19 protein-coding genes are annotated in these 20,462 nt (G+C 71.1%); 12 read left to right on the top strand and 7 right to left on the bottom strand.

The features are described 5' to 3' along the window. Positions 1-181: 181 nt before the first annotated feature. On the bottom strand, positions 182-976 hold the full coding sequence (locus tag VET29_RS38885) for an ABC transporter permease (protein ID WP_324930657.1): 795 nt from the start codon (positions 974-976) through the stop codon (positions 182-184). Continuing rightward, positions 973-1,941, bottom strand: coding sequence for an ATP-binding cassette domain-containing protein (locus VET29_RS38890; RefSeq protein WP_324930660.1), 969 nt, complete (start codon positions 1,939-1,941; stop codon positions 973-975). The genes VET29_RS38885 and VET29_RS38890 overlap by 4 nt, the downstream gene beginning before the upstream one ends. Before the next feature lie 136 nt (positions 1,942-2,077). Here VET29_RS38890 and VET29_RS38895 point away from each other — a divergent pair, with 136 nt between their 5' ends. Then, positions 2,078-3,211: a Xaa-Pro peptidase family protein gene (locus VET29_RS38895; RefSeq protein WP_324930663.1), complete on the top strand. Its 1,134-nt coding sequence runs from the start codon at positions 2,078-2,080 to the stop codon at positions 3,209-3,211. Between the two features lie 100 nt (positions 3,212-3,311). Continuing rightward, positions 3,312-3,770 (top strand): Lrp/AsnC family transcriptional regulator, encoded by a 459-nt coding sequence (locus tag VET29_RS38900; RefSeq protein ID WP_324930666.1) that lies wholly within the window; start codon positions 3,312-3,314, stop codon positions 3,768-3,770. Here the strand turns inward: VET29_RS38900 and VET29_RS38905 are convergent. Then, positions 3,767-4,522 carry a class I SAM-dependent methyltransferase gene (locus VET29_RS38905; protein ID WP_324930669.1) on the bottom strand — a complete coding sequence of 252 codons (756 nt, stop codon included), beginning with the start codon at positions 4,520-4,522 and terminating at the stop codon, positions 3,767-3,769. The genes VET29_RS38900 and VET29_RS38905 overlap by 4 nt on opposite strands. Before the next feature lie 69 nt (positions 4,523-4,591). Here VET29_RS38905 and VET29_RS38910 point away from each other — a divergent pair, with 69 nt between their 5' ends. Next, positions 4,592-5,167 carry a CGNR zinc finger domain-containing protein gene (locus VET29_RS38910; RefSeq protein ID WP_324930672.1) on the top strand — a complete coding sequence of 192 codons (576 nt, stop codon included), beginning with the start codon at positions 4,592-4,594 and terminating at the stop codon, positions 5,165-5,167. 32 nt (positions 5,168-5,199) lie between these two features. Here VET29_RS38910 and VET29_RS38915 read toward each other — a convergent pair whose 3' ends face one another. After that, positions 5,200-6,252: a GDSL-type esterase/lipase family protein gene (locus VET29_RS38915; RefSeq protein WP_324930676.1), complete on the bottom strand. Its 1,053-nt coding sequence runs from the start codon at positions 6,250-6,252 to the stop codon at positions 5,200-5,202. Positions 6,253-6,276: 24 nt separating this feature from the next. Further along, a complete protein-coding gene (locus VET29_RS38920; RefSeq protein WP_324930679.1) occupies positions 6,277-7,665 on the bottom strand; it encodes a S28 family serine protease in 1,389 nt (462 codons plus the stop codon). 166 nt (positions 7,666-7,831) lie between these two features. Between VET29_RS38920 and VET29_RS38925 the strand changes: the two genes are divergently transcribed. Together VET29_RS38925 and VET29_RS38930 are read left to right on the top strand one after the other, a co-directional pair. Beyond that, a complete protein-coding gene (locus tag VET29_RS38925; protein WP_324930682.1) occupies positions 7,832-8,626 on the top strand; it encodes an SDR family oxidoreductase in 795 nt (264 codons plus the stop codon). A gap of 11 nt (positions 8,627-8,637) precedes the next feature. Beyond that, entirely contained in the window at positions 8,638-9,462 is an 825-nt protein-coding gene (locus tag VET29_RS38930; protein WP_324930685.1) for an aldo/keto reductase, read from the top strand. A 45-nt stretch (positions 9,463-9,507) separates the two neighbouring features. On the opposite strand, the gene VET29_RS38935 is transcribed toward VET29_RS38930, so the two are convergent. Both VET29_RS38935 and VET29_RS38940 read right to left on the bottom strand, forming a co-directional pair. Next, positions 9,508-10,623 (bottom strand): VanZ family protein, encoded by a 1,116-nt coding sequence (locus tag VET29_RS38935; RefSeq protein ID WP_324930688.1) that lies wholly within the window; start codon positions 10,621-10,623, stop codon positions 9,508-9,510. Between the two features lie 259 nt (positions 10,624-10,882). Continuing rightward, entirely contained in the window at positions 10,883-12,301 is a 1,419-nt protein-coding gene (locus tag VET29_RS38940; RefSeq protein ID WP_324930690.1) for a lysine 2,3-aminomutase, read from the bottom strand. An 81-nt stretch (positions 12,302-12,382) separates the two neighbouring features. Between VET29_RS38940 and VET29_RS38945 the strand changes: the two genes are divergently transcribed. The 7 genes from VET29_RS38945 (at position 12,383) to VET29_RS38975 (ending at position 20,325) form a co-directional block, all read left to right on the top strand. Further along, positions 12,383-13,459: an L-erythro-3,5-diaminohexanoate dehydrogenase gene (locus VET29_RS38945; protein WP_324930694.1), complete on the top strand. Its 1,077-nt coding sequence runs from the start codon at positions 12,383-12,385 to the stop codon at positions 13,457-13,459. Beyond that, on the top strand, positions 13,456-14,904 hold the full coding sequence (locus VET29_RS38950; protein WP_324930697.1) for an amidohydrolase: 1,449 nt from the start codon (positions 13,456-13,458) through the stop codon (positions 14,902-14,904). The genes VET29_RS38945 and VET29_RS38950 overlap by 4 nt, the downstream gene beginning before the upstream one ends. After that, positions 14,891-16,459 (top strand): lysine 5,6-aminomutase subunit alpha, encoded by a 1,569-nt coding sequence (locus tag VET29_RS38955; protein ID WP_324930700.1) that lies wholly within the window; start codon positions 14,891-14,893, stop codon positions 16,457-16,459. Before VET29_RS38950 ends, VET29_RS38955 begins: the two co-directional genes overlap by 14 nt. Next, the gene (locus tag VET29_RS38960) at positions 16,456-17,190 is read left to right on the top strand and encodes an OAM dimerization domain-containing protein (protein ID WP_324930703.1); all 735 of its coding nucleotides are present in this window, start codon (positions 16,456-16,458) and stop codon (positions 17,188-17,190) included. The genes VET29_RS38955 and VET29_RS38960 overlap by 4 nt, the downstream gene beginning before the upstream one ends. Continuing rightward, the gene (locus VET29_RS38965; protein WP_324930706.1) at positions 17,187-17,597 is read left to right on the top strand and encodes a hotdog domain-containing protein; all 411 of its coding nucleotides are present in this window, start codon (positions 17,187-17,189) and stop codon (positions 17,595-17,597) included. Before VET29_RS38960 ends, VET29_RS38965 begins: the two co-directional genes overlap by 4 nt. 118 nt (positions 17,598-17,715) lie before the next feature. Continuing rightward, positions 17,716-18,186 carry a GNAT family N-acetyltransferase gene (locus VET29_RS38970; protein WP_324930709.1) on the top strand — a complete coding sequence of 157 codons (471 nt, stop codon included), beginning with the start codon at positions 17,716-17,718 and terminating at the stop codon, positions 18,184-18,186. Between the two features lie 90 nt (positions 18,187-18,276). Next, on the top strand, positions 18,277-20,325 hold the full coding sequence (locus tag VET29_RS38975; RefSeq protein WP_324930711.1) for an AMP-binding protein: 2,049 nt from the start codon (positions 18,277-18,279) through the stop codon (positions 20,323-20,325). Positions 20,326-20,462 lie beyond the last annotated feature (137 nt).

Raw genomic sequence — 20,462 nt, forward strand, 5'->3', positions numbered from 1 at the left:
AGTCCCGCGTTCGAACACCGCGAGTCCCGCGTTCGAACACCGCGAGTCCCGCGTTCGAACACCGCGAGTCCCGCGTTCGAACACAGTGAACTGCGGGCTCGTGCACACGCCGTCTCCGAACCCGCAACTCGGTGTGCGCGAACGCGGAACTCGGTGTGCGCGAACGCGGGACTCGCGGGGTTTAGGTGCGCTTGCGGAAGGCGCGGACTGAGAGGGGGCCGAAGACGAGCAGGATGCCTATGGCCCACAGGACGGTCTGGAGTACGGGGGTGGCCACCGGGCCACTGACTAGTAGGCCGCGTAGGGCGTTGGCGAGGATGGTCACGGGGTTGACGTGTACCCAGGCCTGTAGCCAGCCGGGCATGGTGTCGGTGGGCACGAACACGTTGCTCACGAACGTCAGTGGGAACATCACCGCGAAACCGAACACCATGACCCGTTCCGGCTCGCGTACCAGGACGCCGACCAGGACCGAGATCCACGAGAACGCGAGCGCGACGAACAGGAGCAGCCCGAACGCGCCGAGCAGGCCCGCGAAGCTCGTGCCGACCCGGAAGCCCATGATCGCGCCGAGGCCGAGCAGCAGCGCCACGGCCCACGCCTGCTTGACGGTGTCCGCCATGATCCGCCCGGTCAGCGGCGCCCACCGGGCGATCGGCAGCGCCCGCAGCCGGTCGAACACGCCCTTGGCCAGGTCGTTGGACAGGCCGACGCCGGTGTTGAGGGTGCCGAACAACCCGTTCTGCACGATGATCCCCGGTAGGGCGAAGCTCAGGTAGTCGCCGGGGGAGCCGGAGACCGCGCCGCCGAACACGTACGTGAACAGCAGCAGGAACATGATCGGCTGGAGGCTGAAGTCGATCAGCTCCATCGGGTTGTGCTTGACCTGCACCAGCGTGCGCCACGACAGCGACAGGCTCTGGCGCAGGCCCTCCGCGGGCCGCACCCGCGGCGCCAGGGCGACGGCGGCGGTCATGCCGGGGTCCTTTCCAGGTCGGGTGTACTGGTCTCCTCGGCCTTGTGGCCGGTCAGGCTCAGGAACACCTCGTCCAGGCTCGAGTCGCGCAGTGCCAGCTCGGCGATCAGCACGTCCGCGTCGTCGAGACGGCGCACCACGGCCGGCAGCAGCGCCGGATCCGTGACCGCGGCGGTCACGGTCGTGCCGTCCACCTCCGGTGCCGTGCCGGTCAGGTCCCGCACGATCGACGTGACGATCGGCAGGTCCGCCGCGTCCGCCGGCCGCACCACGAGCGGCTGCGCGCCGGTGCGGGCCTTCAGCTGGGCCGGGGTGCCGGTCGCGATGACCTGCCCCTGGTCGACGACCGCGATCTCGTCGGCCAGGTGGTCGGCCTCCTCCAGGTACTGGGTGGTGAGCAGGACCGTCACCCCGTCCGCGACCAGGTCACGCACGATCTGCCACATGTCGAGCCGGCTGCGCGGGTCCAGCCCGGTGGTCGGCTCGTCGAGGAAGAGCACGCGTGGCCGCCCGACCAGGCTCGCCGCCAGGTCGAGGCGACGGCGCATGCCGCCGGAGTACGTCTTGACCGCCCGGTGCGCGGCGTCGGTCAGGTCGAACCCGGCCAGCAGCTCCCGGGCACGGCTCCTGGCCTCGGCACGCGACTGGCCGACCAGCCGGCCGATGAGCAGCAGGTTCTCGGTGCCGGTCAGCATCTCGTCGACCGACGCGTACTGCCCGGTCAGCCCGACGAGCTGGCGGACCCGGTGCGCGTCGCGGACGACGTCGTGACCGCACACCGACGCGTGGCCCGCGTCCGGTTCGAGCAGGGTCGCGAGGATGCGGACCGCGGTTGTCTTGCCGGCGCCGTTGGGGCCCAGTAAGCCGAACACGCTGGCGGCGGGCACCGCCAGGTCCACCCCGTCGAGCGCTCTGGTCTCCCCGAACCGTTTGGCCAACCCCTCGGCCAGCACGGCGTTGTTCATGGTGGTAGTCCCCTTCGAGTGGAGCGTTGTCGGGCCGACCATGCCCGGCACGGCTGACACGGGGCTGAGATCTTCCTGACCCGAGCTGATACGGCGCTGACACCGGTTCCGCACCCCGGGGGATAGGCTTTCCGGCATGTCAACCACCGTCTCCGCGATCGACCCCGCGGCGCTGTCGAAGCGCCTCGACCGGGCACGGGCCGCGGCCGCGAACGCCGGGGTGGACGCCCTGCTCATGGCGCCCGGTTCGGACCTGCAGTACCTGCTCGGCGCCGGTGGCGGCTCCTTCGAGCGGCTCACCTGCCTCGTCGTGCCCGCCGACGGCACGCCGACGCTCGTGGTGCCGAAGCTGGAGGCCCCCGGCTACGACGCGGTGCCGACCGGTGAGCTGGGCGTCGAGCTGGCGACCTGGGTGGACGCGGAGGACCCGTACGCGCTGGTCGCGTCGGTGGTGCCGAGGGCGGGCCGGGTCGCGGTCGGCGACATGATGGTCGCGTTGCACGTCCTGGGTCTGCGCGGCGCGTTGCCCGATGCCGAGCAGGTGCTCGCCGGGCCGATCGTGCGTGAGCTGCGGATGCGCAAGGACGCCGAGGAGGTCGCGGCCCTGCGCAAGGCGGGGTCGGCGATCGACCGGGTGCACGGCCGGATGGCCGAGTTCCTGCGGGTCGGTCGTACCGAGGCGGAGGTCGGCGCGGACATCGCGGCCGCGATCGTCGAGGAGGGGCACACCGCCGCCGACTTCGTCATCGTGGCGTCCGGCCCGAACGGCGCGAGCCCGCACCACAGCCTGTCCGACCGGGTGATCGAGGCCGGCGACGTGGTGGTGGTCGACATCGGCGGCCCGGTCGCCGAGGGCTACTGCTCCGACAGCACCCGCACCTACGTCCTGGGCGAGCCGCGGGACGCGGACGTGTCGGCGACCTACGCGGTCCTGCAGCGGGCCCAGCAGGCCGCCGTCGACGCGGTCCGGCCGGGCATCGCGGCGCAGGACGTGGACGCCGCGGCCCGCTCGGTGATCGCGGACGCCGGGTTCGGCGAGTTCTTCATCCACCGCACCGGCCACGGCATCGGCCTGGACGTACACGAGCACCCGTACATCGTCGACGGCAACGACCTGCCGCTGGAGCCGGGCATGGCCTTCTCGGTCGAACCGGGCATCTACCAGCCGGGCCGCTGGGGGGCGCGGATCGAGGACATCGTGGTGGTCACCGAGGACGGCGCCGAGCGGCTGAACATCCAGCCGCACTCACTCGTCTCGCTGCCGGCATGAGCGGAGCCCGCGGAGCGAACCGTCGATGTTCAGGCCGGCGCCGGGTCCTCGCAGGGCGCCGCGGAGCTTTCCTGCGTCACCGAGCGGGGGAGGGGGCGGCATGAGCGCGCCGTCGGAGCTGGAGCCGATCGACCAGGCGATCGCACGGGAGCTGTCCTCGGACGGCCGGTGCAGCTTCACGGACCTGGCCGAGCGGGTCGGGCTGTCGGTGTCGGCCGTGCACCAGCGGGTGCGCCGGCTCGAGCAGCGCGGGGTGATCCGCGGGTACCACGCGCAGCTCGATGCCGAGGTGATCGGTCTGCCGTTGATGGCGTTCATCTCGCTCACGCCGATCGACCCTGCCGCGCCGGACGACTACCCGCACCGGCTGGAGCACATCCGGGAGATCGAGGCGTGCTACTCGGTGGCCGGCGACGAGTCGTACATCCTGCTGGTACGGGTGGCCTCTCCGGCCTCGCTGGAGGAGCTGCTGCGGCAGATCCGCGAGGCCGCGAAGGTGTCCACCCGCACCACGGTCGTGCTGTCGACCGCCTACGAGGGCCGCTCCCCGGCGATCTAGCGAACAGCGACGAGCACGTGGTCGTCGCCGAACTGCCACACCGGCCCGGCCTCGGCGAAGCCCGCCTGCCGGAGCAGCTCGGCGTGCTGCCACACGGTCAGGCTGTTCTGGCTGCTGTGCGCGATGGCCGCATCGGAGCGCGCGTCGAGCAGCGGGGCCAGGTCGTCGTCCTCCTGGAGGGCCTGCCACCAGGCGGCCCAGTCCTCGTTGCGCTCGGTGCCGACCCGGCGGGTACGGGCCGCGCGGATCGCCTCGGCGATCGTGTCCAGCGCCGGCTGACCGAGGCCCAGGTTGTCGGCGTTGACGAACACCCCGCCGGGCCGCAGGTTGGCGGCCAGCGTCCGGTACAGCTGACCGAGATCCTCCGGGGTCAGCCAGTGCAGCGCGGTGCTGGACACGGCCGCGTCCCATGGGCCGGGCAGGCCGGTCGCGTCGGGCCAGCCCGGGTTGGTGAGGTCGGCCTCGACCGACCGCACCCGCGGGTTGGTGTTCGCCTGGCCGAGCCCCAGCAACAGTGGGTCCGCGTCGACCCCGACCACGTGCACCTCCGGCAGCGCCTCGGCCAGCCGCTGCGACAGCGAGCCGGGGCCGCAGCCCAGGTCGACCACGCCCGCCGGGCCGCCGCCGATCACCTCCCGGACCACGTCGATGACCACCCGGAACCGCTCCTCGCGGTCGGGGACGTACCGCTCCTGCTGTGCGTCCCACCGCTGGAGCCACCGGATCGCCGTCTCTGCCGCCACACCCTGCATCGCGTTCCTCCGTAACTGACGTTAGGCTTGACAACAGTGACGCTAGCCCGGGAGGGAGTAACTGGTCAAGTGGAGTTCGACAGTCACACGAGTGACACGGTCGAGTATGCGATCAAGCTGATCAACGACGTGACACCTGGCGAGCGGCACGGCCGCCCGTTCCCGGCGCCGACCGGTGACGCGCTGATCGCCGCCGTCCGCGACGCGGTGCCGGAGGCCCGCACACCCGGCCTGCCGACCCCAGCCGACGCCGCTGAGCTGGCCGACTGGGCCGGCCGGCTGCGACACGTGGTGGAGCTTGTCGATACAGGTGACCTGGATGCGGGATGTACCGAGCTGAACCGGATCATGCGCGAGGCCGGCGCGGTCCCGACCCTGTCCCGGCACGACGGCGAGCCGTGGCACCTGCACTTCCACGCCGAGGACGCGACATGGGCGCCGAGCTGGGCCGCCCCGATGGCGACCGCCATCGCCGTGGTGCTCGGCAACGCCGTCGTCGACCGGCTGGGATTGTGCAACGCGCCGGCCTGCGACCGGGTCTACGTCGACGTCTCCCGCAACGGCACCCGCCGGTTCTGCTCGACCACCTGCCAGAACCGGGTCAAGGCCGCCGCGTTCCGCGCACGCAGGGCCGCCGAGGAGTGACCGCCGGGCAGGACCGCCCGCCACGAGCCCGACTAGTCGGCGCTGGTGGCAGCGTGCAGGTTGCCGCCGCGATCGCGCAGGCACGCCGCCGCGCGGTCGGTCGTCGTCAGGAACTCAGCCAGGCACTCACCGAACTCCTTGTGCCCGGCCGCGTTGGGGTGGAACGACTCCTGTAGCGCGTGCGTCGCCCGGTCGTCGTGCTGCAGGTCCGTCCACTGGACCGCCAGCCGGCGGAACCACTCGCTGTCCGGGTCGCGCGCCGACGAGCACGCCTCGCGCCCGGCGCCCGCCCTCGACAGGTCCAGGAACCGCGCGCCCACGTTCTCCGCCGCCTTCCGCACCCCCTCGGTCAGCACCGGCACGGCGTCCTGCTGCACCCACCGCAGGTCCTTCGACAGGAACGGACACCCGGACAGGTCCTGCAGCCCGCGCGCCACGTCCGGCCCGATCGGCGCCGCGTACGACTGGACGACCAGCTGGTAGTCCGACCGTGCGTACCCCGCGTTGGCCATCACGGTCTGGATGTCCCGCAACGCGCTCGTCACCTTCGGGATCATCCGGTTGATCCGCCGCGGCCACTGCGGCCCGATCGACTCGCTGCACGGCCTGTCCTTGCCGACCCACGCCTGCACGCACGCGTTGAGCACGTGCGAGAACGCCGGGTCGTCGTTCGCGCCGGACGCGACCACGATGGCCGTCACCCGGTACCGGGCCGCGATCCTGGTGAGCTGCTTGGACTGCGAGATCTCCGTGTACTGCTCGACCTTGCCGAGCCCGACCTGCGCGGACGGCGCCCCGGAGCAGGCGAGGTTGTACGCCTTCGCCACGTCCGGCAGCTTCACCTGGTAGATCGACGCATTGGGGGAGCGGTGACACCAGTCGCCCTTCTCGCCGTTGGTGTCACGCTCGTAGTCCCCCGCGCCCTCCCCGGAGATGGTGCTGTCGCCCATGGCCACGATCACCCTCGGGGCGTCCTCGGGCGGGCCGGGCAACGCCCGGGGTGGTGGGAACAGATGGTCACCGGCCAACCCGAGCGTGGCCACGACGAGCACGAGCAAGAGAACAAGCCATCCCGAGGGTCGCATCGTGGGCAATTCTAGGGTGCCTCGTTACAGCGGCCGACGCTCCAGGTCCGGGTTACGCGAGTCGAGCACCGCGAGCCCGGCCGACCGCTGGTTCGCCACCGCCGCCACGCCCGCCCACCGCAGGACCGTCGCCCGTGCCGCGGCCGCGTCCGGCGCCGTCAGCCGGGAGATGTTCGCGCCGTGGTTCGCGCCGGGGGCGGTGTAGATGAAGGAGTCGTTGTTGCTCGGGCGGAACCGCTCGGCGCCCCACGGGTCGTTCGAGCCGTACACGAACAGCATCTGGCTCGACGACTTGGCCACCCAGCGGTCCACGTCCGTCATCGGCCACGAGTCGTACTTCGACCGCAGCGCGGGCGGCAGGCTGGAGTTCGCGACGTAGAGGTGCGGGTAGTGGGCCACGTCCCGCAGGTACCGGAACTTCGGCTGCGGCCAGCCGAGCTGGGTCGCGGCCTGGTAGAAGTACGGCTCGTACGGCAGGATTCCCTGGTCGGTGTAGAAGTCGAGCCCGATCACGTCGTTGATGAAGTCGAAGATCTCGTCGCTGGACGCGGTGACCGGCGGCACCGTCGGGCACGCGGACTCCAGTGAGTACTGCCAGAACGTCCACGCCAGGTCCAGCACCGACATCTCGAACGCCTTGTCCGCCGTGCCGAAGACCTGGTCGAAGGTCCAGCCGTTGGCCAGCGCGAGCGCCTCGTACCGGTTCACCATGTCCGTGCGGCGCGCCAGCGCCTCGTGCTGGACGGCCTCCAGCGCGTCCTCGCACGCGGGGGTGCTGCCGACGGAGGCGAAGAAGTCGTCGTACGCGCTGTCGTCGGTGTTGACCGCGTCGTTCGGCGCCACGTAGGCGACGACGCCGTCGACGTCCCTGGGATAGAAGCGCCGGTGGTAGACCGAGGTCATGCCGCCCTTGCTGGCCCCGGTGGAGATCCACTTCTTGGTGTAGATCGGCTTCAGCGCCTGGACGATGCGGTGGTGGTCGGTGGCCGCCTGCCAGATGTCGAGCTTGGTCCAGTTGGCGGGGTTGGGCCGCGAGGGCTCGAAGAACCGCTGCTCCACGGAGATCTGGTTGCCGTCGACCAGCTGCGCCGGCTCGCTGCGGAAGGCGTACTCCGGCATGTTGTAGCCGGTCGTGTGCAGCACCATCGGCCGGCTCACGTCCCGGTGCAGCAGCTGCAGCCGCTGCTGGAACGTCGCGCCGTTCGGGTTCAGGTGGTCGACCGGCTGCCGGTAGGACAGGAAGAAGAACCGGTAGCCGGGCGCGGGTGCGGTCTGTTCGGACACCGTCATGCCCGGGATCGCGGCGAGCTGGGCCGCGATGTCCGGTGGCGCGGCCTGTGCCGGTACGGCCGGCACGAGGCCGATGGCGGTGGCGGCGACGGTAGCCGCCAGTGTGCTTCTCCAGAGTCGCATGCGCGAGACTCCCCAGGTCGCAGGGTCAACCACGCGGGATTCTCGTTGAGTGACCGGCCGAACACCAGCCGCCGATCAGCCGAGTCCGCGGATCGCCGGCCCTGCGCCCGCCCGCCGATGGCGGCATCATCGAGTGGCAGGCAACGCGACGTTCACTGGGAGGACCATGCTGATCGACCTCACTGGCAAGAAGGCCCTGGTCACGGGCTCGACCTCGGGCATCGGGCGGGCCACCGCGGCCTCGTTCGCGCGGGCCGGCGCGGAGGTGGTGGTCAACGGACGCGACGACGGCCGGGTCGCCGACGCGGTGCAGGAGCTGCGTGCGGAGACCGGGTCGGACCGGGTCACCGGAGTCGCCGCCGACGTGGGCACCGCCGACGGCGCGGCGGCCCTGATCGCCGAGGTGCCGGACGTGGACATCCTCGTCAACAACGCCGGCATCTTCTCGGCGACGCCCGTGTTCGAGATCTCCGACGCGGAGTGGTTGCGGTTCTTCGAGGTCAACGTGCTCAGCGGCATCCGGCTCGCCCGGCACCACACGCCACGCATGGTCGAGCGCGGCTGGGGCCGGGTGATCTTCGTCAGTTCCGAGTCGTCCGTGTTCATACCCACCGAGATGGTGCACTACGGCGTGACGAAGACCGCGCAGATCTCGGTGGCGCGTGGCATGGCGCAGGAGGTGAAGGGCTCCGGCGTGACCGTCAACTCCGTCCTGCCCGGCCCGACCCTGACCCCCGGCGTCGAGGAGTTCGTGCGGGACCGCGTCGGCGCGGACATCCCGTTCGAGGAGGCGGAGCGACGGTTCATCGCCGAGGAGCGGCCGACGTCCCTGCTGGGCAGGCTGATCCGCCCCGAGGAGATCGCGAACATGATCACCTATGTCGCGTCGGAGCTGTCGTCCTCGACCACCGGCGCGGCGTTGCGTGCCGACGGTGGCGTGGCGCCCACGATCTTCCCCTGATTGGAGTGTGCATGACGGTCCCAGATGTCCGGCTGAACAACGGCGTGGCAATGCCCCAGCTGGGTTTCGGCGTGTTCCAGGTGCCGGACGACGAGACCGAGGCGGCCGTGACGGCCGCGCTCGAGACCGGCTACCGCGGCATCGACACCGCCGCGGCGTACGGCAACGAGGCCGGTGTCGGCGCGGCGATCGCGAAGTCCGGGATCCCGCGTGACGAGCTGTTCGTCACGACGAAGCTGTGGAACGGCGACCACGGCTACGACCCGGCGCTGCGTGCGTTCGACGCCTCGATGAGCCGGCTCGGGCTGGAGCGCCTGGACCTCTACCTGATCCACTGGCCGACGCCGAAGCGCGACCGGTACGTCGAAACGTGGCGGGCCTTCGAGAAGCTGTTGGCGGACGGCCGCGTCCGGGCGATCGGCGTGTCGAACTTCCAGCCCGCGCATCTGCGGCGGCTGGTCGAGGAGACCGGCACCGTGCCGGCGGTGAACCAGGTCGAGCTGCACCCGTACCTGCCCCAGGTCGAACTGCGTGCCTTCGACGCGTCGCAGGGCGTCGCGACGGAGGCGTGGAGCCCACTGGCGAAGGGCGGCGAGCTGCTGACCGAGCCGGTGGTGGCGTCGCTGGCGTCGAAACACGGTCGTACCGCGGCGCAGATCGTGTTGCGCTGGCACCTGCAGCTCGGCAACGTGGTGATCCCGAAGTCCGTGACCCCGTCCCGGATCAGGGAGAACTTCGAGGTCTTCGACTTCGAGCTGACGGACGCCGACGTGGCCTCGCTGTCGTCGCTGAACCGGGGCCTGCGTACCGGCCCGGACCCGGACACGTTCAACTGACGCGCGATCGGCCAACGAGCCTGGACACACGGGGGCGTCGCGTCGTCACGCCCCCGTGCTGACCGTGCTCTCCGACGGTTCGGCCTGCTCGCGTGCCGCGCGGGTGTCGACCACCATCAGTCCCGAGGCGAGGCCGGAGAGCCCGCGGTGGGAGCGTGGCCGCCAGGCCAGCACGGCGCTCGCGACGAGCAGTGCCAACGACAGCAGGTCCACGCCGGCCGCGAACTCCTCCAGGCCGGTCAGCACGTAGTAGCCGAAGGTGCCCACCAGCAATGCCGGCACGACACGGAGGCCGGGGTGGCGGCCGTCCGGCCGGGCGCGGCGCAGGCGCACAGCGCGCTGGCCGAACGTCGCGCCGGCCGGGGCGAACGAGGGCAGCGCGAGCAGCAGCACCGCCGGCAGCCACACCGACAGCACGGCCCGGGTGACCGAGTCGAGCTCCGGTTCGCGGCCGAGGGCGTACCAGCCGGTCAGGGTCACCGCCACCGTGCCGGCCATGCCGAGCAGGGCGACCGCGAGCAGATCGACGAGCATGCCGAGCAGTCGCCTGCCGGTGGTGACCGGTCGTGGTGCGTCGGCGGGCAGGGCCGGGGTGCCCTGCAGCCGCCGCAGCAGGGGCGCGCCGAGGATGCCGAGCGCGGTGCCGAGGGTGTTCGTGATGAGGTCGTCGACGTCGAACAGCCGGTACGGGCAGGAGAAGAGGTACCAGTTGCCGGTGAGCTGGGTGCACTCGATCAGCAGCGACACCAGGAAACCGGTGAGGACGACGGTCGGCACGCCCCGGCGCCGGAAGTAGAGTCGCAGGTACGCGCCCAGCGGCAGGAAGAGCACGACGTTGAAGACGCCTTGCTGCACGGCGGGATTTCTGAGCACGCCGGAGTACTGGCGGATGTCCGACACGATCGCGGCCGGGTCGAGTTGTGCGTGGGTGAACCGGGTGTGCGCCGCGCACCACGCCGGGTCGAGGGACGGCAGCGGCAGGAGCGTGTACGCGACGAGCGCGAACCCGTAGACGAGAAAGCCCAACGCGACCAGCCCCGCCCCGAACCCCAGCTCCCCGCGCCGGCGGTAGGTGCGGAAGATGAACGGCACCAACAACAGCACCGCGAGCACGACGCCACCGACCACCGCGATCACCGCGGGGACAATCCGTGACTCCACCAGGACTCCTGCCATGAGGGATTGTCGACACCCGTAGTTTCGGGGGCCTCATGATGCCCTGCGCCAGACGGCCCACCAGACCGTGGTTCGGCGATCGGCGTGCCGGCCAACCGCTACCCTGGGCGGTTTCTCTCCCACGGCCGGTGATCCCCGCACGACTGTGTCCCGTTGTCGCACCGGCGGAGTGCGGGGGAACTCTCGCGCGCGAAGGAATGAGCGCGCCCGGCGTGGCCCCTGCACGCGCCGGGCGCACTCACCCTCAGGCCTCCGAGCCGGCCGAGTAGTCCCGCCACCACTTCTGGCCGGTTTGCGGCAGCGTGGTGATCGGGTCGTAGTACGGGTAGCGGCGGGTCAACGCGTCGGGATCCTGCCGCTCGATCCCGGTGCGGTAGTTCTTCGTCCAGTACGAGATGCCGCGCTCCCGGTCGTACTCCGCCACCTGGTGTACCCACCGCTTCCCGACGTAGGGCACGTCGCAGATGATGCGCGGCGTCGCGTAGCCTGGCAGGTACCCCATGATCGCATGCTGCAGCTGCTGCGCCTCCCACACCGCCACCCGCCAGTGCTCGGCGTTCGGGATCATGTCGCACATGTAGAAGTAGTACGGCAGGATGTTCGCCTCGCCCTGCAGCGCGAAGCACAGGTCCAGCAGGTCGTCCGGGGTGGCGTTCACGCCCCGCATCAGCACGCCCTGGTTGCGCACGTCCCGCACGCCGACCTCCAGCGCCGTCCGCGCGGCCTCCGCCACCAGCGGGGTCACCGACTGCGCGTGGTTCACATGCGTGTGTATCGCCAGGTTGACGCCACGCCGGTGCGCGGTACGGCCGACCCGCTCCAGACCTTCGACGACCTTGGGCTGCAGCCAGTGCTGCGGCATCCCGGCCAGCGCCTTCGTGGCGAGCCGGATGTCCCGGACGGTCTCGATGTCCAGCAGCCGCATGAGGAACGACTCCAGTTGGTGCCACGGCACGTTCGCCACGTCGCCCCCGGACACCACCACGTCCCGCACGCCCGGCGTGCGCTTCAGGTAGTCGATCATCTGGTCCTGGCGGTCGACCGGCTTCAGCGTCAGCTTGTGCTTGTCCACCGCGGCGGTCGAGTTGCCGACCAGGTCCATCCTCGTGCAGTGGCCGCAGTACTGCGGGCACGTCGACAGCAGCTCCGCCAGCACCTTGGTCGGGTAGCGGTGGGTCAACCCCTCGACGACCCACATCTCCGCCTCGTGCAGCGAGTCCCGCGACGAGTGGGGGTGGTTCGGCCACAGCGAGTCCCGGTCACTGGCCACCGGCATCATGTAGCGCCGGACGGGGTCCGCGAGGAACTCCTTCGTCAGGTCACCATCCGTGACCGTTGGCACCATCGTGTTCAACATCTGGGGTGGCAGCAGCATCGACATCGTCGCCAGCCGTTCCTGGTCGGCGACCAGGTCCTCGTAGAAGGAGTCGGCGAGCCGGTCGCCCATCACGGCACGCAGCTGCTTGACGTTCTTGACGCAGTGCACGCGCTGCCACTGCGCGTCCCGCCACTGTGCGTCCGTCACTTCCCGCCAGCCCGGGAACCGGCGCCAGTCCGGCTCCACCAGCTCTCTCCGGACGTACTCGTACGGTTGTCTCGCCGAGGAGTCCACCGCGTCCGAGATCGACGTGTCGGCCACCACTGTGTCGTGCAATGCCGTCATCCGTCCTCCTGGTCGCTGGGTTGACGTAAAGATATGCTGTCAGATCGTAGTATAGGCGTAAATCCTACGGAAGGATCTTGCGTGGCGTCTCCATACGGCCTACACCGCGTGATCGAGCCGGCAGGAGTCCTGCCGCAACAAGCCTGGCGACTGTCGACCGAGGCACGCTTGTGGCCGGATGAAGTCCTGATCGACGTCGAGCGCCTGAACCTGGACGCGGCCTCCTACCGGCAGCTCCGCGAGGAGCACGGCTCGCCCGAGGCGGTCCGCCACGCGGTGGCCGAGATCGTCCGGCAGCGCGGCAAGATGCACAACCCGGTCACGGGATCGGGCGGGATGCTGCTCGGCACCGTCCGCGAGGTCGGTCCGGAGTCGCCACTGGGGCTCACAGCCGGTGACCGGATTGCCACGCTCGTGTCTCTCACGCTCACCCCGCTGCGCATCGACGACGAGCTCGCCGGCTGGTCGGGGGAGAGCGAGCAGGTGCCGTGCCGGGGCACCGCCATCCTGTTCGGGCGGTCCATCGCGGCCGTACTGCCGGCCGACCTGCCGGACGAGCTCGCGCTGTCGGTGTTTGACGTGTGCGGGGCGCCGGCGCTGACCGACCGGGTCGTGCGCGAGGCCGGGCCCGGGCCAGCCGTACTGGTACTGGGCGGTGGCGGCAAGTCGGGCAGTCTCTCGCTGGCGGCGGCCCGTCGGGCGGGCGCAGGCCGGCTGGTCGCACTGGTGCCCACCGAGGCCGAGGCCGCCGCGGTACGCGCGGCCGGGCTCGCCGACGAGGTGGTGGTGGCCGACGCGAGGAACCCGGTCGCGGTGGCCGAGGCCGTCGGCGTCCGGGCGGACGTGACCGTGGTCTGCGTGGACGTGCCGGGCTGCGAGCACGGCGCGGTCCTGGCCACCGCGGACGGTGGCACGATCGTGTTCTTCTCGATGGCGACGTCGTTCTCGGCCGCCGCCCTCGGCGCGGAGGGCCTCGCCGCGGACGTCCGCATGATCGTCGGCAACGGTTACGTCCCCGGCCACGCGGGCTTCGCGCTCGACCTGTTTCGCGCGACGCCAGGTGTCCGCGAGTTGTTCGTGCGCCGCGAGCGGCAGACTGGGGCGGACCGGAGCCGGCCGGAGGAGCGGAGCGACCGATTCAACACCGTGACACCATGACGACCCTCTACACGAACGCACGGATCCATGGCGCGGACTCGACCGCGCTGGCCGTCGAGGGTGGCCTGATCACCTGGCTTGGCCGGGACTTCCCGGGCCAGGCCGTCCACACGATCGACCTGAACGGCGCCTACCTGGCGCCCGCGTTCGTCGACGCCCACGTGCACGCCACGTCGGCCGGCCTGCTGCGGACCGGCCTCGACCTGACCGCGACCGGGTCGCGGGCCGACCTGCTCGACGCCGTCCGCGACCGCGCCGGTTCGGACGTGCTGCTCTGGGGCCACGGCTGGGACGAGACCCGCTGGCCCGAGCACCGCCCGCCCACCCGTGCCGAACTGGACGCGGTGGCCGGCCGCACCCCCGTCTACCTCTCCCGCATCGACGTGCACTCGGCACTCGCGTCCACCGCACTCGTCGAGCTGGCGCCGGCCGCCCGCACCGCGGCCGGCTGGTCCGCCGACGGCCCGCTCACCCGCGACGCCCACCACCACGTCCGCCGCGCCGCCCGCGACTCGATCACCCCGGCCCAGCGCGCGGAGGCACAGCTGGCCTTTCTCCGGCACGCCGCCGCCATGGGCATCGCCTGCGTCCACGAATGCGCCGGCCCGGACATCTCGGGCGCCGATGACCTGGTCGACCTCCTTGCCAGGTCAGGTGACCTGCCACGAGTCGTCGGGTACTGGGGCGCGCTCGCCGACCCGCCGCCCGGCATCACCGGTCTCGCCGGCGACCTGTTCGTCGACGGCGCCCTAGGCTCCCGCACCGCGGCCCTGCGCGAGCCGTACACCGACCGGCCCGACACCCGTGGTGCCCTGTACCTGGATGCCGAGCGGATCTCCGCACACGTCATCGCGTGCACGGAGACCGGCGTCCAGGCCGGTTTCCACGTGATCGGCGACGCCGCGGTCGCCGAGGTGGTCACCGGCTTCCAACTGGCCGAGAAGGCCGTGGGGGAGCCGGCGCTCGCCGCGGCCCGGCACCGGCTGGAGCACCTGGAGATGGTCACCGCAGAACAGGCGGCCGAGTTGGCCCGGCTCGGCGTGGTCGCGTCCGTGCAGCCGCGGTTCGACGCCACCTGGGGTGGCCGGGACGGCATGTACGCCGAACGCCTCGGTCCCGACCGGGGCACCGCGCTGAACCCGTTCGCGACCCTGGCCGAGGCGGGGGTGACCATGGCGTTCGGTTCGGACGCCCCGGTCACCCCGGTCGACCCCTGGGCGACCGTGACCGCCGCGGTCGAGCACCGCACCACGGGCCAGGGCCTCGACCGCGAGGCGGCCTTCGCGGCGCACACCCGGGGCGGCTGGGCGGCGGCGCGGGTACCCGGCGGCGTGCTCGAGGTGGGCGCGCCCGCGACGTTCGCGGTGTGGCAGGGGGAAACCTGTCTGCGCACCGTGCTGGACGGCAACACCATCCACGGGGGGCGGAGTGATGCTCGACCTTGATCCCGACGTCGTCGCGACCGCGCGCGACCTCGCCGCGCGGGCCGCCGAGCCGGTCATCCGTATTGCCAAGGCACACACCACCGTCGCCGTCGAGCGGGCCACGCTGCGGCTCGCGGGCATCACCGGCGCGGACTCCGGTCACCGCGCCGGCGACGTGCCGTGGGTGAACCGCGTCGTCGACACCGTCCGCGAGCACTGCGGCCTCGAACACGGCGTCGTCCTCCCGGCCTTCCACGCACTGCGTGAACACGACCTCGGCACGCTCACCGAGCTCGCCGAGGCCACCGCCGCCGGCCAGATCCGGTTCAGCGTCCCGGAGGGCCGCGCCGCCGACCGTGCCGCGAAGGCGGGCCGGGTGGCCGTCGCCAAGGGCCTGCGCGCGGTGGACCGCAACCGCGCCCAGCGCGACAGGCTCATCGAAAGGCACGGCAACCCGCCCCAGCGCCCGTGGATCTACCTGATCGTCGCGACCGGCGACATCGACGAGGACGTCGTCCAGGCCGCCAACGCTGCCCGCGCGGGCGCCGACGTCATCGCGGTCATCCGCTCGACCGGTCAGTCCCTGCTGGACTACGTGCCGGAAGGCGCGACGCACCACGGCTTCGCGGGCACCTACGCCACGCAGGAGAACTTCCGGATCATGCGGGCCGCGATGGACGAGGTGTCCAGGGAGGTCGGCCGCTACATCCGCGTCACCAACTACGCGTCCGGCCTGTGCATGCCGGAGATCGCGGTGCTGGGCGGCCTGCAGCGCCTGGACATGATGCTCAACGACTCCATGTACGGCATCCTGTTCCGCGACATCAACCCCATCCGCACCTTCGTCGACCAGCGCTTCTCCCGCCAGGTCCACGCACGCGCCGGCATCATCATCAACACCGGCGAGGACAACTACCTGACCACCGCGGACGCGGTCGACGCCGCGCACACGGTCACCGTGTCGCAGCTGCTCAACGAGCACTTCGCGCACGAGGCCGGCCTGCCCGACGAGCTGCTCGGCCTCGGCCACGCCTTCGAGATCAACCCGGCCATCCCCGACTCGTTCCGCCTGGAGCTGGCGCACGCGATGCTGGCCCGGGAGCTGTTCCCCGACGCGCCGCTGAAGTGGATGCCGCCGACCAAGCACATGACCGGTGACGTGTTCTTCGGCCACCTGCTCGACGGGTTCTTCAACCTCGCCGGTGTCCTGACGGGGCAGTCGATCCTGCTGGTCGGCATGATGACCGAGGCCGTCGTGACGCCGTTCCTGTCCGACCGGGACCTCGCGCTGCGCAACGTGCGGTACGTGCTCAACGCGGCCGCGGGCCTGCGCGAGGACTTCCAGCCCGCGCCGGGCGGCTTCATCGTCAAGCGCGCCCACCAGGTCCTCGGCGAGGCGGTCGACCTGCTGGACCGCATCGTCCGCGACGGGCTGCTCGACGCCATCGCCGACGGCACGTTCGGTCTCATGAAACGCCCCCCGGACAAGGGAAAGGGCGCCGACGGCGTGATCGAGAAGGCCGAGGGCTACCGCAACCCGGCCGCGGATCTCCTGGAGTCGGGGGAGACGAGATGACCAAGCAGCACATCCGGCCCTACGGCGACACTCCCGGCGACGGCATGGTGCAGACGTCGTTCACCCTGCCGATCCCACCCGGCCCCCGGGCCGAGGGCGCGGCGATGCAGCTGGCGAACAAGATGGGCATCGAGCCGGCCATGGTCGTGCACTCGCACGGCATCGGCGAGGCCTTCACGTTCTTCGTCGTCTACGGCTCGGTCCGTCACCTCGTCGACCTCGACGCGGTGACGGTCGTCGAGCGCGAGTACCCGCTGCTCTCGCCGGCCGAGGTCAACGGCGAGGTGCGGAAGTCGTTGCGCCGCAAGCTGGTCGTGGTCGGCGGCTGCATCGGCACGGACGCGCACACGGTCGGCATCGACGCGATACTGAACATCAAGGGCTTCGCGGGGGAGAAGGGCCTCGAGTACTACCGCGAGCTGCGGGTGGTGAACCTCGGCGCCCAGGTGACCGTGCCGGAGCTGGTGAAGCGCGCCCGCGCGGAGAAGGCGGACGCGGTGCTGGTGTCCCAGGTGGTCACCCAGCGCGACGCGCACATCCTGAACACGCAGGAGATGTCGGCCGCCTTCCGCGAGGCGATGGGCGACCGGCGCCCGGTGCTGATCGCGGGCGGCCCGCGATTCGACCCGTTGATGGCCGACCAGCTCGGGGTGGACCGGGTGTTCGGCCGCGGCACGACACCCGGCGAGGTGGCGAGCTACCTGGTGCACGCGATGAAGGGAAGCAAGTGACGCTGGAAGTCGGTTTCTCCGTGACACACCGCCGCTATGTGCCGTACTCGCACGCGCACTACGGCGGCGACCTGGTGGACGGCGCGTACGGCCTGGCGCTGTTCGGCGACGTGGCGACGGACCTCGCCATCCACACCGACGGCGACGAGAGCCTGCTCGCCGGGTACTCCAGCGTCGAGTTCCTGGCCCCGATCCAGGCCGGCGACGTCGTCGAGGTCACCGCTTCGGTCACTCGTATTGGCACCCGCTCCCGGGACCTGTCGTTCGAGGCGCGAGTGCTGTGCAGGGCGGCACCGGAACGCGGCCCCTCCGCGGCCGACGTCCTCGACCCGCCGATCCTCGCGACCAAGGCATCGGCGACCATCGTGGTGCCACCGAAGGCGGCGGGCGGCTCCGCGCCGGCCTGACCTGTCGCCGGGCCCTGGCGACGCGGTGAACCGCCGGGCGGGGCGGGGCCGTCCACCACTGTGAGCGGCCGCCGGCATCGAGGCCGTGAACCGCCGAGGGGGAGCGAGGCCGTCCGACATGGAGACGAGGCGTCTGACCGGCGACGACTGGCGGACCCTGCGTGACGTGCGGCTCGCCGCGCTGGCCGACGCGCCCTACGCCTATGGCTCCACCCTCGCGGTCGAGCAGGCCTTCGACGAGTCCACGTGGCGCGACCGGATCGACACCACGCCGTGGGTGCTTGCCGTCCGGAATGCCGAGAATGCCGGGTTGGTCGACATGTATCTCTCAAGGCCGGAAACTCCCATGTTGATCGCGATGTGGGTGAGTCCCGTACATCGGGGACGAGGTGTCGGCGACGCGCTCGTCGCCGAGATACTGCGTTGGGCTGGGGAGAAGTCCTGGTCGCGGGTGCTGCTCCGGGTGGCGGACGGCAACGCCGCCGCCCGGCGGCTGTTCCTCCGGCACGGGTTCACGCCCACGGGGCGGCGCGCGCCGCTGGAGAGCGACCCCGGGGTGCGCACCGAAATTTTGTCTCGTGCGTTATAAGGTCCGTAACACCGGACAAGGTCTTGCTCCGAATGGAGCACCCCTGCTAGTAAATCTAGCTCTGGGCGTTCGCCCCGCGGACGGAGGAGCATGGCGACCGAGCTCGTTGAGGTGACAGAAGTACTCGACCACCCTCTGGACGAGGTGTGGGCGCTGCTGACCGACCTGCCGCGCTACCCGAGATTCGTCTCCGAGGTGGCCTGGTGCGAGCAGGTCGGCCCGGCCGACGCCGGGCGCTACGAGACACGGTTCTGCGTCGACCGCGGCCCGGTGGTGCGGCACGAGATCGAGGTTCTGGTCAACCGGCCGCTCGAGCACCTCGTGATCGTCAGCGACCGCTGGCCGGGCGGCCACGTCTCGCTGCGGTTCGTCGCGCTGAACCCGGACCAGACCGAGGTCCAGCTGACCGTCTCGCTGCCCAGCGTGGACAGCGGGATCACCGGCAACTGGCTGCGCAAACGCGTCCGCAAGGCGTTCCTGCTCTTTCACCACCACCTCGCCGGCGTCGCGATCACCGCGTCCCGCAAGGGCATCGACCAGTCCGCGCGCAACCAGTCGCAGCTGACGGTCGCGCGCATCCTGACCAGGGCGGGAGTGCTCACGCCGGGTCGGCCGGACAAGATGCTGCGGCAGCTGAACGTGCTGGCCAGGTGGGGCGCCACGGTCGCGGGCGGCTACCACGCCGTGCGCGTGCGGTTCCCGAAGGCGCAGGCCGTCGCCGACGAGCTCGGCACACTCACCTTCGAGGAGATCGACCAGCGCACCACCCGCCTCGCGAACGGGCTGACCAGGCACGGCGTGCGCCAGGGCAGACGGGTCGCGGTGATGTGCCGCAACCACGCCGGCATGATCGAGTCGATCGTCGCGTGCGGGAAGCTCGGCGCGAGCGTCCTGCTGCTGAACACGAGCCTGTCGGCCAACCAGGTCCGCGACACGGTGATGACGCACCGGCCGGCGGCGGTCCTCGTCGACGAGGAGTTCGTGCCGCTGATGCACTACCTGCCCGCGTCGCTGCCGAGAATCCTGACCTGGGGCCACGAACCCGGCGACATCACCATCGACGGCCTGATCGAGGAGTCGACGCCCGAGCGGATCAAGGCGCCGTCGGCGCCCGGCAAGATCATCGTGCTGACGTCCGGCACGACCAGCAACCCCAAGGGCGCCAGGCGCCGCAACCCGCACGGCATGCGCACCGCGGCGTCGCTGCTGTCGCGGATCCCGTTCGAGTCGGGCGAGCGGATGATGATCGCCGCGCCGCTGTTCCACACGTGGGGCCTCGGCGCGTTGCAGATCGGCATGCCGCTGCACGCGAAGCTGGTGCTGCACCGCAAGTTCGACCCGGAGGCCACGCTCGCCGCGATCGAGGAGCACCGGTGCACGTCGCTGATCGCGGTGCCGATCATGCTGCGCCGCATCCTCGACCTGCCGCGCCAGGTGATCCGCAGCTACGACATCTCGTCGCTGCGGATCGTCGCGTCCAGCGGGGCGTCCATGTCGTCGTCGCTGGTCAACGGGTTCATGGACGTGTTCGGCCCGGTCCTCTACAACCTGTACGGCTCGACCGAGGTGTCGTGGGCGAGCATCGCGGACCCGGACGACCTGATGGCCGCGCCGACCACCGCGGGCCGCTGCCCGGTCGGCACGAAGGTCGGCATCGTCGACGCGACCGGCCTGCCCGTGCCACCCGGTGTCGTCGGCCGGATCTGCGTAGGCAACGACATGCTGTTCGAGGGCTACACCGGCGGCGGCACCAACACGGTCTACGCCGACATGATGGTGACGGGTGACCGCGGCTACCTCGACGCCGACGGGCGCCTGTTCGTCGCCGGCCGGGACGACGACATGATCGTGTCCGGTGGCGAGAACGTCTTCCCGCGCCCGGTCGAGGACCTGATCATGACGCTGCCGCAGGTGCTGGACGCGGCGGTGGTCGGCGTGCCCGACCGCGAGTTCGGGCAGCGCTTCGCGGCGTACGTGGTGCCCCGGCCGGGCGCGGCGATCAGCCCGACGACCGTGCGCGACTACGTGCACGCGCACCTGCCCCGGTTCGCCGTGCCGCGCGACGTGATCTTCGTGAGTGCCCTCCCGCGCAACGCCACCGGGAAGGTGGTGCGGCGCAACCTGATGCCGGAGCGCTAGTGTCCCGCGCCGGAAATCAGGCAACTAATTCGGCGGCCCAGCTTCCTGCTGGCGGCGTTGCCGGTTCGCCCAAGTACGACCCAGTACGAGGGCGAACCGGCGTCTTGCCAGCAGAAACCTGGATCCACCGACTTAAT

The organism is Actinophytocola sp. (genome assembly GCF_035634895.1).
Lineage (GTDB): Bacteria > Actinomycetota > Actinomycetes > Mycobacteriales > Pseudonocardiaceae > Actinophytocola.